Source organism: Virgibacillus sp. NKC19-16 (genome assembly GCF_021560035.1).
Taxonomy (GTDB): Bacteria; Bacillota; Bacilli; order Bacillales; family Amphibacillaceae; genus Virgibacillus_L; species Virgibacillus_L salidurans.
This window is the reverse complement of record NZ_CP074373.1, coordinates 679,725-694,538: the sequence shown is the minus strand read 5'-3', so window position 1 is coordinate 694,538 and position 14,814 is coordinate 679,725. Positions and strand designations below refer to the sequence as shown.

The following is a 14,814-nucleotide window of genomic DNA, read 5'->3' as shown; positions in this document are numbered from 1 at the left end:
AAATGGCGGTCCGGACGGGACTCGAACCCGCGACCTCCTGCGTGACAGGCAGGCATTCTAACCAACTGAACTACCGGACCCAACCTATTTTATTTTAAAAAGAGAGATGACCCGTACGGGACTCGAACCCGTGTTACCGCCGTGAAAGGGCGGTGTCTTAACCGCTTGACCAACGGGCCATATAAAATGGCGGAGAAGGAGGGATTTGAACCCTCGCGCCGCTCGCGCGACCTACACCCTTAGCAGGGGCGCCTCTTCAGCCACTTGAGTACTTCTCCATATGGCTCCACAGGTAGGATTCGAACCTACGACCGATCGGTTAACAGCCGATAGCTCTACCACTGAGCTACTGTGGAATAATCTAATACGAATGTCTATAGTATTTGTGCAACGAGAAATATAATACAATATTTTCAAGTCGTTGTCAATCATTTTTTTATTAAAATTATTACTTCGACAACGCATCAATTTATTAGCTTATTTAATTTACCATGGATGACATTATTCGTCAATGGCTTCCGCAAAATTTTTCATAACTTCCCCGTTCACCTATCTTGGACTTGCAACTTACCGCTGCATTTGCCACATCTATACTTTTTCACATCAACACGCCGCACTCGTTTATACTCCTGCTTACATTTTGTGCAAATATATGTATACTTATATTCTCTTTTTTGGGATGGTAATGGTGTGCAATGCCTGGGTGATCCGGTTTCCTTTAATAATTCCTTGAAATCTTTATCGCCATGCTTGTAACCTTTTCCTTCTATATGAAGATGGTAATGACATAATTCATGCTTAATGATACCAATAAACTCACTTTCATCCGTTTCAACAACATATTTTGGATTTAATTCGATTATTTTTTGAGCAGGGATATATCTTCCTCCCGTTGTCCGAAGACGATGATTAAATTTTACGTCATGTTTGAAGGGTTTTTTAAAATTATCCAGTGATAGTTTATTAACCAATTGATAAAGTTCTTTTTCATTTAATAGGTCCATTTGCGAAAAACATCCTTATACATATTCATTCTTATTCTATCATAAATGTCTATTTGAATCACATTTTACTACCCTACTTTTAATCCAACCTATTAGTATTATCTAAAATAATTATAATTAAACTTTGATTTTTAACTAGATTGTATTATAATATGATAGAGGTACTCAATAATACTTAAAGGAGAGGGGATTTGCATTGAGTAATAATAGAGAAACACTTACTACTGGAGCTGGCATTCCGGTTGGAGATAACCAACATTCACTTACAGCAGGAAGTAACGGTCCTGGTTTAATTCAAGACTATCATTTAATAGAAAAATTGGCACACTTTAACAGGGAGCGTATTCCTGAGCGTGTTGTTCACGCAAAAGGTGCAGGCGCGTTTGGATACTTCGAAGTTACCAACGATGAAATCTCAAAATATACGAAAGCTAAATTTTTAAGTGAGAAAGGGAAACGCACAAATATGTTTGCTCGCTTCTCAACAGTCGCGGGAGAACAGGGTTATCCAGACACGGTTCGTGACCCGCGTGGATTTGCGTTGAAATTTTACACAGAAGATGGAAACTATGATTTAGTTGGTAACAATACACCAGTCTTCTTCGTTCGTGATGCAATGAAGTTCCCTGATTTCATTCATTCACAAAAACGTCTTGGAAATGGACTAAAAGATCCTAATATGGTATGGGATTTCTGGTCATTATCACCAGAATCACTGCATCAAATTACGTATCTGCATGGTGACCGTGGTATCCCGGCAACTTATCGTCATATGAACGGATACTCAAGCCATACGTATAAATGGGTAAATGAAGAAGGTGAAGCTTTCTGGGTTGTATATCATTTCATCAGTGATCAAGGCGTAAAAGGAATAGATCCGGAGTTAGCTGATAAGTTAGCCGGCGAAAATCCTGATTACCACAGAGAAGATTTAATTAATTCAATTGAGAATGAAGATTTCCCTTCATGGACGTTATATGTTCAAATCATTCCTTATGAAGATTACAAAACATATAAATGGGATATGTTTGACATTACAAAAACGATTTCCAAAAAAGATTATCCACGAATTGAAGTTGGAAAAATGGTACTAAACCAGAACCCTGGAAATCATTTTGCTGATGTTGAACAATCTGCAATGACACCAGCTAACTTTGTTCCTGGAATTGAAGCATCACCGGATAAAATGCTTCAAGGTCGTATATTCAGTTATGCAGATGCGCATCGCTATCGTTTAGGCGCTAACCATCAGCAAATTCCGGTAAATCGTCCGGTTAACGAAACGAACAACTACCAGCGTGATGGTTATATGCGCGTGGACGGAAATGGCGGAAATAAACCCGTTTACGAACCTAACAGTGTAAATGGCCCGGTTGAAGATTCTTCAACAAAAATCAAACCATTTGAAGTATCCGGAGAAGCTGATAGTGTACCTTACGACAGTGCAGATCACTATACACAGCCTGGAGATCTTTATCGTTTGATGAGTGAAGATGAAAAGGCTCGTCTTGTTAAAAACTTCGCTGATCACATGAGACCTGTTGAGCGTGATGAAATTAAATTACGTCAAATTGAACACTTCTACAAAGCAGATCCTGATTGGGGCGAAAGAGTCGCTGCAGACTTAGGATTGTCTGTTCCGGAAAGTGTAAAAAAATAATTAATTAGAAAAGGATAGTGCGGTTTCGCGCTATCCTTTTTTTATGTTAAAAGCGTGTATCCCTATTGCTTTCTGGCTGAAGCCAAGCGTTGAATGCCGAACCACGGGCAAATCCCAAAACACAAGCGAACACACCACCAATAAACATAATGTGTTCGCTGCATTCGTAACTTATTTCCTTTTCGCCTCAACCATTCCATCAAGATTTTTTACTACTTGAACTTTTTGGTTCCGTGATTTTCCCCAGAAAAAAACTGTCCACTTCACTTAACTTGCCTCTCCAGAGAATTTTCCCTTTGTTTGGTGTAGGTTTACTATCTCCACAATAAATACTGGTATTTTTTAAATGGACGAAGTTGGCTTCTCCCTCTTTGTTTGAATTGGCAGACTCACCTGCTTTGACAAGCTGATCGCTAAGTGTTTGAGCAATATCATTTCCATCCTCAAAGGATTCACTTAAGGTTTCAAAATATTCCTTTGCAGAAATCATTGTTCCCGAAACAACTGCTCCGTTAACAAGAAGGGATATGTCCAAGGTGAAGTCATATTGATTCGATGCATTTACAAAGGATTCCAGTATATTATCTTTTGCCGCTTCACTCACGTTTTTTCTCTCCTTTTTTAGGTTTTAGTATTAAGCTGAAGTATCGTCATCGTTTGTTATTGCTGTCTCCTCATCATCGTCTTCTTTTTTGGATTTTATTTTTTTTGAGGAGACACTGCTTGATTTCTTCGAGCCCTTTTTCTTGCTCTGTTTATCCTCTTGTGTTGTGTCGTCATCGACTTGTTCTTCTCCTGTATTCTTGGACTTGCTGTTTTTCTTTATTGAAGAGGTTTTCGATTGCGTGGTTTCCTGATCATCTTCGTCTTCTTCATCCTTAGAAGATGCTGCTTCCTGTTCACTTGCGTACCTATCCTCTTCTGTATGATCTTCTTGATTATCTTCTTGGGCCGTCAGCAATTTATCCAATTTTTCTTCCAGTCCTTCCAGACGATCTTTCAATTCTTCGTTTTCCTCTTTTACTTCCTGATATCCTTCACCGATTTGGCCTGTATCTCCTTCATCATCATTGTCCTGAACCAGCTCTGTATCCGCATCACCTGTGGAATCCCCGCTTCTGTCTTTATGCAGCATGTTGGAAGAAGCTGATTTCAGTTTGTGATACGCTTTATCGGATTTTTTCTTTCCAGCGTCTTTAATATTGCTCAGTTTGTCCTTCGTCACTGCATTAAGGCTTGCGCTCGTTGTCTTTAGTCCCTCTTTGTTGACTCTTGCCCTCAATTTTTTTCTGTTTTTAGGGGCAGACAGATACCCGGCAGTTGCCCCTACAAGCCCACCAGTAGCTGCCCTTACAATTGGAGCACTTTTATTTGTACTATTTTCTTCCTTCTTCTTTTCTTCTGCCATCATTATCTCCTCCTCCAATTATCAATTCGTTTGGTTAACTTGACTTGTATTCAATTTGCTTTCGAGTACTTCAAGACGGTCTTGTAACTGTTTATTTTCTTCTTCCAGTGCTTTTGTGTCTGTGTTTTCGGTAGCATTTGACGAAAGGTATGGATCATTCTCCCACCAATCCATGCCAATTTCTTTTGCTTTATCGACGGATGCCACAATGAGGCGAATCTTAATCGTTATCAGTTCCACATCGGCAATACCAACTCGAATATCGCCTGCAATCACGACACCCTTGTCCAGCACTTTCTCTAATACATCTACAAGGTTACTTGGAGCGTTTTGTACACTCTGAACCGGTTGCTCTGCCATAAATTACAATTCCTCCTTTTACTCTTCTGATGGCTTATCACATATGCTTCTACATCAAGCTCCCTAATGGACCAAGGTCTATATTTAAATCTTCAGCTTCCAAACCAAAGACGTCTTTCAGCTCTTCCATCTTGTCTTCCAAATTCATTAAGGCAACACCGAGGTCTTCAATTTGTTCATCTGTTAGTGTGCCGCCTTCCACTCTTCGTATCGCATGGCGTTCAACGATTTGCCTCAATAGTTCAATGACTGTCATCACAAGTTCCGCCAATCCATCTTCTGCGCTGTCCGGATCCAAATTAATCCGTCCACTTGCTTGGTTGTCCTGTTGCATCGACTAACTCCCTCCTTTGTTGGTCAAAATTATCTGATGTTACGTCTTTCCGGTTATTTTCCTGGGATTGAACGAGCGTTTCCACAGCCGCGACAAGGACACGTAAGTCCAGATACACCAGGTCAACACCAGCAATCGATATAATTAAATCACCCTTAATTGCTACACCTTTATCCAGAATGACATCCAAAATATCGATAAGTCCGACTTCTTTGTTTTCAATGGTTTCTCTTGTTGATGCCACCTACAACCAACTCCTTATTTAAAATTAGGCTTTTCAACGAGACTTTACTTTCGAAAAACATAGCCTGACTTACCTAGCAATATAATAATCTAGGAAAAACTCGAAAAATGATAAGACGGCCAAGGGCCTGATGCCTCTAACCTCCACCCTAATTCGCCAAGTTCATTTTCGAATTGTTTTACTTCCCTCAAGAAGGATGCCACTACTTCTTCCGGTAGCAGGTATACACTATTCCACACCATGTTTTCCTGCAGTCCGGTTACATCTTTATTCCAATTTTTCTTTATTGCATCATGAATGGCATATTGCTTCAGCTTGTCATGTACCATATCACCAACGCGGTCTTTTTCTTTATCAAGTTCCTTATCAATGAGATCATCAATCTTTTTCCTCTCAAAGAATTGTTTGCCACGTGATAATCGGCTGATCTCCTGGCGCTTTTCCTCAATTGCTTCGTTATTGTCACTGACCTGCTTCTTCAGTGCTTCGTCATCTGCGAAAATTTTCACGTTCCATTCCTCATTATCCTTTAGCAGGTCAAAGGAGCTTTCCACCTTATCTTCATTTTCTTGGATCTTTTCACGAAGACTTTCTTCCCCTTTATAGATGGTACAGAATTTCAGTGGGATAATCGTGTGATCCTTATAAAGTGCTGTAATGGTTTCATGATGATGGAATGCTTTTTCCTTCAGCCAATCCATATCGTTATTGATCTTATCTTCAATTTTCTCCTCTGCATAGACTTCTGGATCTAGTTGGCAAACAACTGCAGTGACATTTTCATTGATGGAAACGGGATAAAGCTTTCCTTCCCCGTCAAAACCTGTTAACTCAGGGATTGTCTTCTGTGCTTCTGCTGGTATTAAGCTGTATAGATATATAAGATTCTCCATTGACTATTCCTCTTCCCTTTCCTTTGTCAGTTCTTCCCATTGTTCCATTTCCTTGCGTTTCGCGATTTCGTATCGGATTAGCAACTCTTGCTCTTGTTCTTGAAATACTTCTTCAGGAATTTCCTCCAGTTCATACATCATTTGAAGCTGGATCAGTTTCTGCTGGATAGTTGAAAGGTCATACAGTTCCTTATCTGCCTCTTCCTTTACCTTTTCACCTACTTTAATCACAGCATCGAATGGCCATGTGACCAATTTATGCAGCATCAGGCTTCCTCCACACTTAAACGGATATTGACAAAATTGTAAGCAGGCCAAGGACCGCTGTATTTGAAATCGACCTTATCCTTCCATTTTTCATGCTGTTTGTTTACCATTTCGTCAAACACTTCTTCCTGGTCTCGATTAATTAAAAAAGAAGCATTCAGAAGCGTTGTTTCCGTTTTTGGCTCATTTGTCTTTGCAGCATCAGTCATTTCAGCGAGTGGCTCATAGACACCTGATGTTACCTCGTTCTGGATAGCTGCAAACATGCTTTGTGCCACACCGCCGAGTTTAATGCGGTCGTAGTAGCCTGCAGCTTCCGACTTACCTTGTACCTTCTCAGACATTGCTGCTACTTCCGGATTACTGCGAACCCTGGATTCGAGCCATTCCTTTTTGCCAATCACTTTCAGGCCGAGTTCAATTTTTCCTTTAATTTCAGGAAAAATATTCTCAAATTGTGGGTATAGATTTTTAAGGATTACTTGGACATCTTCCTTGGATTTAAAGACATTCCCGAAACTGATTGGGATGACCGTGTCATTTTTAGCCATCACCGCAGAAACAGTGTTTTGATGCATCATCAGATTCTCTTTGTTCGGATGATAAATTTTCATCGGAACTTCGCTTGCGACCATCGCTGCATCCTTATAGTGAATGGTAAAGATCTCCCGTTTTTCACCTTCCAATTCAATTGAGCCAAAGGACGCTTCTTCATTTGTTTGTATCCCGCAAAAAATATATATTCCTGTTTCATTCGCTTCACTCATTGCCATCGCTCCTTTACACGCTTTCCTCTACATATTGCGGCAGGACGTCCTAATTAATTCTTTTGATGCTTCCAGTGGTTGTTCTGATTCCAAGCATTTGCTAATCGGGTATGCGAGGATATCGATACACAATGTTTGAAAATCCTCATCCTCCCCGTCGACCGGGATGTCTTCCTCTTCCACGAGTCTAGCTATCATTAGGGCAGATCTTAGGCTTGGTCCGTACCTTAAGTCTTTTCCACATTGCTCCCGTAAATCCGCCATAAGATTTGCAATTTCTTTAGCCTGTGTTTCATCCATTCCGCTTTTGGCTGAAAGAATAGCAGCTTCCTTATCGCTTGAGTTATGATCCAAGGGAATGGTAATCAAACGATCCAGCAAGGCATCCTGGGTTTCATATACACCTGCATATTCCATCGGATTGCTTGTAAAAATAATGGTAAACTGCGGGTGTACTCGGATAAAAGGTTCTGTTTGTTTCGATCCGTATAACGGAATAACTCCTTCTTCCAGAATAGAAAGAAAGATATTATTCGTTGTTGGTTTTGAACGGGTGAACTCATCATAAACGAGGGTATACCCATTTTTAGCAGCTTCAAGCAACCGACCGTCCTGCCATGACTCAGTTAGATTTTCATCCTTTTTATAAACAGTACGCACATAGTTGTCGACTGTCTTTTTATGATTATAGCCTGTGAAATCACCGATGAGATCTCGGTTATTTAATTCATGGTTCCCATGCATGAGCATTACCGGGTTTTTTCTTTTCTTTGCAAGGGCCAGAGCCAATGATGTTTTCCCTACTCCAGCCGGCCCTGTAAAATGAACCGGATAGCCCGCTTTCAAATAACGTAAGGAACGAAATAACAGCCGTTTTGTTTCCTCATCCTGCAAAAGTGCATGAGAATCCGGATTGACCCTTTCTTTGAGCTCCGTCATTCTTCTTCCCTCCAAAGCACCTTCATTAGGTTTCGATCCTGCTTCTAAAGCGGATGTCCAATCTCTTAAACGAGGTGACTTCTTTGTCTTCATTTAAATGAACATCATACGTTCCAAGCATTTCATCTTTTGCATAGCGTTTCATGTATTCTTTTTCTTCAATCACTTCAACGGTTGCCCGAAAACCTCCCTCTTCCGCTTTTTCCACAGCTGTGATTTTATGGGGTGGGGCCAGATTTTCCTCAAAAAAATTCGTTATATTATTCATGATTTCTTTAATTTCCATGGCTGCCTCCTTCTCTTCCTTGATAAAGCCTGATTTGTTTTACAGGCAAAGAGGAACGCCTCTTTGCCTGTATTTATTTAGATACTGAATTGAGGCTCTCTTTCATTTGGTTGTGCCGGTAAGCCTTCTTCCTGCACTTCATCACGGAGCAATCCGACAGCTTCGGCATATCTTAACCATGTATCTACACTAGCAATAACTACCCTCGCTTCAACGGTTAATATTTCTATACCTACGACAGATACTCTTGCATAGGCATCAATAACAATACCTTTATCCAAAATGCGGTCAATTACCTCTGCCAAACTTGAACTATCCGTACTTTTTTGAACTGCCATTTCCATTCTCCTTTCAGAATTAAAATGCTTAAGAACTTAATTTTTTAATGTCTTTCGCTGATTTAATATCTGCTGACTTTTTGATATCAGCTGATCCTTTAATGTCCATGGAGCTTTTTATATTTGTTACACCTTTAATATCATGAACACCTTTTAGCTTGTTCGAATCTTTGCTTGACTTTTTATCATTATCTGAAGTAATTTTCTCCTGAAATTCCTGCCCGGATTCCTTGGCGTCTTTTAGCTTATCACGGACGGAAAGCATAACATCCTGTGCCTTTTCTTTTGCTTCCTCTGCTTTTCCATGAACTTTTTGATTGTTATTTTCCTTCACATCCTGCAACTTTTCTGAAGCCTGATTCGCTTTTTCCTGCACTTTTTCTTCCGTCTTTTCTTTAACCATTTCTTCTGCTTTACCTTTGAGTTTTTCCTTTGCCGTTTCTTCTAGTGAATCAGGCGCTAGATCTGCTGCCTTTTTTGCTACTTTACTAGCAGCCTTTTTCACCGGCTTATTTGCCATTAAATCCCCCCTTCAGTAGGTTGATTTACTTTGTGTTTCCGGCTTCGATTTTTAGAAGTGCATCTAATTGTTTCTCAATCCGTTTTAGATTTTCATACATATTTTTATTTTCTTCTTTTAGTTCATTGTATTGTTCAATAAAACCCTCCGCCGCCCCTTTGGCAGGAAGTTCTTCTTCTGTTCGTTCTTTGTGTTGGTTCCGGAACCGATCTTCGAAGTTACGGATGTAGCCTGTCGCCGACTGTCTTATTGCATGCATTGCCTGTTCGGTAATCATATCCTGGGCGGTTCTCCTAATCTCTCTGCCCGCGCTTCGCATTATTTCCGACTGGCCAATACTTGCAGCAAGCCTCCTCCCGTTTCCCGGACTTGCAAGCAAACCTGCGCCAGCCCCAGCAACACCTCCTATCACAACAAGGCTCGTTGCGGATGCACAATTGGCTAATTGTTGTTCAGACTCTGTTTCAATTTCCTTCTGATCTTCTTCTGCCATAATCATCAACCTCTTTTCCCTGTTCGGCTTTTTAATCATCAGACTATTTATTTTTAGTAGGTCCACTATCTGTGAGCCGTTGATTTGCTATACAATTTCACATTCATTTCTTTGTTAAACCCTTAATTAATAAAACCAGCGAAACATTTCCAAAATATTCACTTAATATTACTGACTAGCGACTCTATGTAATACATTTCAAGACTTGATGAATGAACTTAGTGGAAGTAAATATGACACACATTACAGTTAGGTTACATTTTAGATAGGTGTTATTAGAACAAACATGCATCTTATAAAAAAAGAAAAACGATGTGGTGGCTAGGCACGTCGTTTTTCTTCAAGCTTTGTTTGAGTTGATAATTAAAAAAGGCAGGTCACTGCTCTACATACCACTTGTGGTCTGATGTCTAGCGATCGGGTTCGTATTCCAGAAGCACTGAACCCCGAACTATCACTCCCACAACACGAAAAAAAGCCAGTCGCCCAAAAAGCAACCAGCTTCTAACCTAATTCTCACTTCCCACCATCGATAATGCAATCCTGCCTTTATTTGCATCAATATTTTCCACCCAGACGGTGACGACATCCCCTACAGATGCGATGTCCATTGGGTGTTTCACGAATTTATTTGCCATTTTTGAAATATGAACAAGTCCATCCTGTTTGACACCAATATCGACAAAAACACCAAAGTCAACCACATTTCGTACTGTTCCTTGCATTTCCATTCCTGGGGTTAAGTCCTCTAGAGACATGACATTTTGTTTCAGTATAGGTTGTGGAAAATCATCCCTTGGATCGCGCTCCGGGCGGCTTAGGGAGTTCATAATATCAATTAAGGTTGGCTCCCCTATTCCTAAGTTTGCTGCCGTTTCCTGCTTGTCCAGTGTATTGATTTTCTCGCTTAGCTTGTCCGTACCGATATCTTCTAACTTACAATCAATCATTTCCAAGAGTTTTTCCGTATTGGCGTAGCTTTCCGGGTGAATCGGTGTACGGTCTAGTGGATGATCCCCGTCGACAATCCGCAAGAAACCGATCCCTTGTTCATATGTCTTTGCACCAAGTCGAGGGATTTTCTTCAATTGTTTGCGATTGGTAAATTTCCCTTCTTCATCGCGTTTGGCCACAACATTGGCAGCGACAGTTTTACTTAAACCTGCTACATACTGCAGGAGAGAGGATGAAGCAGTATTTACATTGACGCCAACCTGGTTTACTGCCGTTTCTACAACGAAAGTTAATGATTCATTCAATGATTTTTGACTGACATCATGCTGGTATTGCCCTACACCAATTGATTTGGGATCAATTTTCACAAATTCTGCAAGTGGATCCTGAACCCGGCGGGCGATGGATGCCGCACTTCTTTCTTCAACCTGTAAATCAGGGAATTCTTCTCGTGCTAATTTGGAAGCGGAATAAACACTTGCTCCGGCTTCATTAACAATGATATATGGGATATCAAGGTTATTGTTTGTAATAACATCAGAGATGAATTGTTCTGTTTCGCGGGATGCAGTTCCATTTCCGATTGCAATAAGCTCAATATCGTATTTTTTTATAAATTGCATGACGATTTTTTCAGCACCTGCCATGTCTTTTTTTGGTGCAGTTGGATACATGACACTCACATCATGCACTTTGCCAGTTTCATCCACGATCGCCAACTTACAGCCTGTCCGAAAGGCAGGGTCAACCCCTAAGATAGTTCGCCCTTTCAATGGTGGCTGGAGCAATAGGTTTTTAAGATTTTTGGAAAATACATCGATTGCTTGATCTTCTGCTTTTTCTGTGAGGCTGCTGCGAATTTCACGTTCAATCGATGGTTGTATTAACCGCTTGTAGCCATCCTCGATTGCGTCATTAAGTATTTCGGCAACTTGGCTCTTCGTATCTTTTTTGATTATTTCACGTCGCAGGTATTCCGTTATTTTTTCCATAGGTGGCTCTATGCTCACTTTGAGCACATCTTCTTTTTCCCCGCGATTTAAAGCCAAAATTCGGTGGGACACCATGGAACCTACTGACCCGCTGTAGTTGTAATACATTTCATAGACGCCTTTTTCATCTTTTTCCTTATTCTTTACTTCTGATTGAATTGTTCCCCGTTGAAACGTTTCTTTACGTATATACTCCCGGTACGCGGGATCATCGGAAATCCATTCGGCTATAATATTATTTGCGCCTGTTCGTACATCATCTATGGTATGTAAATCATGTTCTTCGGAAAAATACTTCTCAGCTTCAGCGTCGAAGGCAGTCAGTTCCTGCATCCAGATCTGTTCAGCTAACGGCTCTAATCCTTTTTCCTTTGCGATTGTTGCTTTCGTTCGGCGCTTTTGTTTATACGGCCGATACAAATCTTCTACACGTTGCAGTTGGGTTGCCTCCGCAATTTCCTTTTCCAGTTCTTCGGTTAATTTCCCCTGCTCATCAATGATTCGTAGCACTTCTTGTTTTCTTTCTGATAGATTAACTGCATATGTCCATTTATCTTGTACTAATTTTATTTGTACTTCATCCAATCCACCCGTTACTTCTTTGCGGTAACGCGCTATAAAAGGGACTGTATTTCCCTCGTCCAATAAACCGATTACTGTACTTACGATACCTGGCTTTACCTGAGCTTCCCCTGAAACCCATTGGATGAGATCTTTATTTAATTCATTAGTCACAGTAGTTCCTCCTTTACTTACCTATTTATTCTACCAAAGAATGGGGTGATTGCATAATGCAGATGGAACAAAGGCGTAAGCAACCGGTTAGCAACGTACAAATTGCGCCATGCAATACGGGTGGCCGGCAAATGTCGAACAGGATGCCACTAATGCCGAACTGAGTGCGTCGAACGCCTAAGCAGGTCCATTGAATGCCGAATTGAGTACCGCGAACGCCGAAGATGGTCCACCGAATGCCGAACTGAGCGCCACTAACACCGAAGATGGTCCACCGAATGCCGAACTGAGCGCCACTAACACCGAAGATGGCCCACCGAATTCCGAACTGAGCGCCACGAAAGCCGAAGATGGTCCATCGAATGCCGAATTATAACTTCCTAGACTGCAAAAAAAAGACTGACGCGCCAACGCCAGTCTAATCTATTCTTTATATCGCATTGCAATTAGTGTCGTATCATCTGTTCTAATGTCATCACTAACATGCTCGAAGGTTTTCGTAATCGTACGGACATCGTGATTACTCCAATACTTTTGTGACAGGTCTTTATCAGATACACCATCAGAGAACATAATGAAATTCATATCAGGTTCCAACTTTTCCTGTATTACTTTAAAAGGACGTTGGTACCCGCCCAAATAGCCTGCATTCGGTATCGTCCGCTTCTTTTTCCGACCTTCTGTGATTGTCATGACACCAATATTACCTATGGAGGAGAAGGTGTACACTCTGGACATATAATCCAATTTTAAGATCCCTACAACGGCACCTCGTTTACCGGATAACTTATTGTTACATAGTTTGACAAGCTGTTCTACTGTCGCGTGGATATTGTCTTTAATAATGTCGATGACGATCTGAGATGATTCCTTTGCGATCTCGCCACTTCCAAGCCCATCCGCTATCGCACATACAAATTCGTCTTCTGATTCGATATAAAAGTAACTATCTCCACAGTAATAGTTGCCTTTTTTTGGTTGTTGAAAAACAGAAACTTCTACATTCACTGGAGTATTCAATCAAATACCTCCGAGCTTTCAGATTGGATAGCTTCCCTGAGTTTCCTTAGTGAGCGACGTTGTAGTCTTGATACATGCATTTGTGAAATACCCAGTAGCTCCCCGGTTTCTTTCTGACTTAAATTATCAAAATACGTGGATTTGAGAATTTGTTGTTCCCGTTCAGAAAGTACAGGAAGAATTTTTTCCAGTATTATTTGCTGATCAATATTATCAAAGCCCCGTTCGTCCTTCCCGATTAAATCGAGTATGGACACCGTACTGCCATCCGAGTCTGCTTCAATTTTATGATCCACAGAAAGTGCCTTATAGCTTTTGCCCATCTCCATCGTTTCCAGTACATCTTCTTCGGAAACGTAAAGGTAATCCGCAATTTCGGCCACAGTTGGAGATGTCTGATTAATGTTTGTTAAATCATCAGCGGCTTTTTTTATTTTTGGACCTAACTCCTTGATCCTGCGCGGCACATGCACACTCCAGGTTTTATCACGAATAAATCGTTTAATTTCACCAATTATTGTCGGAATGGCGAAGGACTCAAAAGATTTACCAAATGAAGCATCATACCTTCTAATTGCGGCTAATAGTCCAATCATACCTACCTGTACTAAATCTTCGTGAATGGTACTGTTTTTCGAATACTTTCTTGCAATAGACTCCACGAGATCTTTATACGTAAGTACAATTTTTTCCTGTACTACCTCATCAGTAGGTTCTTTTTGCAGGTATTCTATCCATTGGTAAACCTCATCTCTTCCTTTATTGTCTGGTTGAGATTTGGTCGTCATCAAGCCCCACCTCGGTTTCATTAAGATACTTTGTCATTAGAACAATAACACCATTGTCATTATTGATCTCAACTTTGTCCATCAGTGCATTGATTAGAAATAGACCGAATCCTCCTTCGCGCAAGTTTTCAACAGACTCTGTGTTTTTATAAGGGCCTATGTCTTGCTTCACTTCACTTAATTTAAAGCTATCCCCATAGTCAGCAACCATCACTTCCAACCGGTCTTCGTACACACCAAATCCAAGGGTGACTTCCCCTTCCTCTGCGTTCTCATAGGCATGTGTCACTGCGTTGGTAATTGCCTCGGACACAGCTATTTTCAAATCTTCAATGTCTTCATAGGAAAAACCCATCCTGCTGGCGACTCCAGAAATGCTTAAACGGATAACGCCGACATATTCCGCTTTTGCAGGAACCTTCATCTCTATAAAATCAAATTTTTCCTCCATTATGCATTTCCACCTCGAATCCCAGCAATATCCATAATTTCATCCAAGCCGGTTATCTTAAATAATCTGAGTACTCGATCCTGGATATTGATTAATTTTAATTGACTTTCATGCTCTTTCGTAGATTTAAGTGCACTAATAAAAACACCAAGGCCTGTACTATCCATATACGTAACATCTTCTAAATCCACGTTCACCGTATGTCCCTGCTGACTAGTGAGCGGCAGAAGTTTAGCTTTTAATTCAGGCGCTGTGTAGGCGTCCACTTCACCTGAAAGGCTAACCGTAGATGCTTGATTTTGTTCAACAACATCAACCACTAAATTCATGATTTAACCTCCTGAAACGACTGTATGATTTA

General features: G+C 40.7%; 21 protein-coding genes and 4 tRNA genes. 2 read left to right on the top strand and 23 right to left on the bottom strand.

All coding sequences use genetic code 11. The features are described 5' to 3' along the window. Positions 1–3: 3 nt before the first annotated feature. From KFZ58_RS03775 to KFZ58_RS03755, 5 genes are all read right to left on the bottom strand, one after another. A tRNA-Asp gene (locus KFZ58_RS03775) sits at positions 4–80 on the bottom strand. 27 nt (positions 81–107) lie between these two features. Then, positions 108–179 (bottom strand) — tRNA-Glu (locus KFZ58_RS03770). Between the two features lie 8 nt (positions 180–187). Continuing rightward, positions 188–278 (bottom strand) — tRNA-Ser (locus tag KFZ58_RS03765). Positions 279–281: 3 nt separating this feature from the next. Beyond that, positions 282–356: transfer RNA gene (locus KFZ58_RS03760), tRNA-Asn, on the bottom strand. A 189-nt stretch (positions 357–545) separates the two neighbouring features. Continuing rightward, positions 546–1,004 carry a SprT family protein gene (locus tag KFZ58_RS03755; protein ID WP_235793521.1) on the bottom strand — a complete coding sequence of 153 codons (459 nt, stop codon included), beginning with the start codon at positions 1,002–1,004 and terminating at the stop codon, positions 546–548. Positions 1,005–1,200: 196 nt separating this feature from the next. Between KFZ58_RS03755 and KFZ58_RS03750 the strand changes: the two genes are divergently transcribed. Beyond that, the gene (locus KFZ58_RS03750; protein WP_235793520.1) at positions 1,201–2,664 is read left to right on the top strand and encodes a catalase; all 1,464 of its coding nucleotides are present in this window, start codon (positions 1,201–1,203) and stop codon (positions 2,662–2,664) included. 199 nt (positions 2,665–2,863) lie between these two features. Here the strand turns inward: KFZ58_RS03750 and gvpU are convergent, their stop codons facing one another. The 14 genes from gvpU to KFZ58_RS03680 all read right to left on the bottom strand — a co-directional run bounded on the left by gvpU (position 2,864) and on the right by KFZ58_RS03680 (position 12,194). After that, positions 2,864–3,268: a gas vesicle accessory protein GvpU gene (gvpU, locus tag KFZ58_RS03745; RefSeq protein WP_235793519.1), complete on the bottom strand. Its 405-nt coding sequence runs from the start codon at positions 3,266–3,268 to the stop codon at positions 2,864–2,866. Between the two features lie 30 nt (positions 3,269–3,298). Beyond that, positions 3,299–4,072 (bottom strand): YtxH domain-containing protein, encoded by a 774-nt coding sequence (gene gvpT / locus KFZ58_RS03740; RefSeq protein WP_235793518.1) that lies wholly within the window; start codon positions 4,070–4,072, stop codon positions 3,299–3,301. A gap of 21 nt (positions 4,073–4,093) precedes the next feature. After that, positions 4,094–4,432, bottom strand: a complete 339-nt coding sequence (locus tag KFZ58_RS03735) for a gas vesicle protein (RefSeq protein WP_235793517.1) — start codon at positions 4,430–4,432, stop codon at positions 4,094–4,096. A gap of 49 nt (positions 4,433–4,481) precedes the next feature. Then, positions 4,482–4,766, bottom strand: coding sequence for a gas vesicle protein K (locus tag KFZ58_RS03730; protein ID WP_235793516.1), 285 nt, complete (start codon positions 4,764–4,766; stop codon positions 4,482–4,484). Beyond that, entirely contained in the window at positions 4,732–5,010 is a 279-nt protein-coding gene (locus tag KFZ58_RS03725; RefSeq protein ID WP_235793515.1) for a gas vesicle protein, read from the bottom strand. Before KFZ58_RS03725 ends, KFZ58_RS03730 begins: the two co-directional genes overlap by 35 nt. A gap of 89 nt (positions 5,011–5,099) precedes the next feature. Then, positions 5,100–5,903, bottom strand: coding sequence for a GvpL/GvpF family gas vesicle protein (locus tag KFZ58_RS03720; protein WP_235793514.1), 804 nt, complete (start codon positions 5,901–5,903; stop codon positions 5,100–5,102). Between the two features lie 3 nt (positions 5,904–5,906). Beyond that, positions 5,907–6,170 (bottom strand): gas vesicle protein GvpG, encoded by a 264-nt coding sequence (locus tag KFZ58_RS03715; RefSeq protein ID WP_235793513.1) that lies wholly within the window; start codon positions 6,168–6,170, stop codon positions 5,907–5,909. Then, the gene (locus KFZ58_RS03710; protein ID WP_235793512.1) at positions 6,170–6,937 is read right to left on the bottom strand and encodes a GvpL/GvpF family gas vesicle protein; all 768 of its coding nucleotides are present in this window, start codon (positions 6,935–6,937) and stop codon (positions 6,170–6,172) included. The genes KFZ58_RS03715 and KFZ58_RS03710 overlap by 1 nt, the downstream gene beginning before the upstream one ends. Positions 6,938–6,964: 27 nt before the next feature. Then, positions 6,965–7,876, bottom strand: a complete 912-nt coding sequence (gvpN, locus tag KFZ58_RS03705) for a gas vesicle protein GvpN (RefSeq protein ID WP_235793511.1) — start codon at positions 7,874–7,876, stop codon at positions 6,965–6,967. Between the two features lie 25 nt (positions 7,877–7,901). Then, positions 7,902–8,162 carry a gas vesicle protein GvpO gene (gene gvpO, locus KFZ58_RS03700; protein ID WP_235793510.1) on the bottom strand — a complete coding sequence of 87 codons (261 nt, stop codon included), beginning with the start codon at positions 8,160–8,162 and terminating at the stop codon, positions 7,902–7,904. Positions 8,163–8,239: 77 nt separating this feature from the next. After that, entirely contained in the window at positions 8,240–8,500 is a 261-nt protein-coding gene (gvpJ, locus tag KFZ58_RS03695) for a gas vesicle protein GvpJ (RefSeq protein ID WP_235793509.1), read from the bottom strand. Positions 8,501–8,528: 28 nt separating this feature from the next. After that, the gene (gene gvpQ / locus KFZ58_RS03690; protein WP_235793508.1) at positions 8,529–9,020 is read right to left on the bottom strand and encodes a gas vesicle protein GvpQ; all 492 of its coding nucleotides are present in this window, start codon (positions 9,018–9,020) and stop codon (positions 8,529–8,531) included. A gap of 25 nt (positions 9,021–9,045) precedes the next feature. Then, on the bottom strand, positions 9,046–9,513 hold the full coding sequence (gene gvpT / locus KFZ58_RS03685) for a GvpT/GvpP family gas vesicle accessory protein (RefSeq protein ID WP_235793507.1): 468 nt from the start codon (positions 9,511–9,513) through the stop codon (positions 9,046–9,048). A gap of 509 nt (positions 9,514–10,022) precedes the next feature. Next, positions 10,023–12,194 (bottom strand): Tex family protein, encoded by a 2,172-nt coding sequence (locus KFZ58_RS03680; protein ID WP_304956816.1) that lies wholly within the window; start codon positions 12,192–12,194, stop codon positions 10,023–10,025. Between the two features lie 190 nt (positions 12,195–12,384). On the opposite strand from KFZ58_RS03680, the gene KFZ58_RS03675 reads away from it, so the two are divergent. Further along, positions 12,385–12,570: a hypothetical protein gene (locus tag KFZ58_RS03675; protein WP_235793506.1), complete on the top strand. Its 186-nt coding sequence runs from the start codon at positions 12,385–12,387 to the stop codon at positions 12,568–12,570. A 47-nt stretch (positions 12,571–12,617) separates the two neighbouring features. Here the strand turns inward: KFZ58_RS03675 and KFZ58_RS03670 are convergent, their stop codons facing one another. The 4 genes from KFZ58_RS03670 to KFZ58_RS03655 are packed head-to-tail and all read right to left on the bottom strand — an operon-like array spanning position 12,618 to position 14,782. Next, complete coding sequence (locus KFZ58_RS03670; protein WP_235793505.1) at positions 12,618–13,214, bottom strand: SpoIIE family protein phosphatase; 597 nt, start codon at positions 13,212–13,214, stop codon at positions 12,618–12,620. Beyond that, on the bottom strand, positions 13,211–14,002 hold the full coding sequence (gene sigB, locus KFZ58_RS03665) for an RNA polymerase sigma factor SigB (protein ID WP_235793504.1): 792 nt from the start codon (positions 14,000–14,002) through the stop codon (positions 13,211–13,213). The genes KFZ58_RS03670 and sigB overlap by 4 nt, the downstream gene beginning before the upstream one ends. Continuing rightward, positions 13,974–14,453 (bottom strand): anti-sigma B factor RsbW, encoded by a 480-nt coding sequence (gene rsbW / locus KFZ58_RS03660; RefSeq protein WP_235793503.1) that lies wholly within the window; start codon positions 14,451–14,453, stop codon positions 13,974–13,976. The genes sigB and rsbW overlap by 29 nt, the downstream gene beginning before the upstream one ends. Continuing rightward, entirely contained in the window at positions 14,453–14,782 is a 330-nt protein-coding gene (locus KFZ58_RS03655; protein WP_235793502.1) for an STAS domain-containing protein, read from the bottom strand. The genes rsbW and KFZ58_RS03655 overlap by 1 nt, the downstream gene beginning before the upstream one ends. Positions 14,783–14,814: the final 32 nt, after the last annotated feature.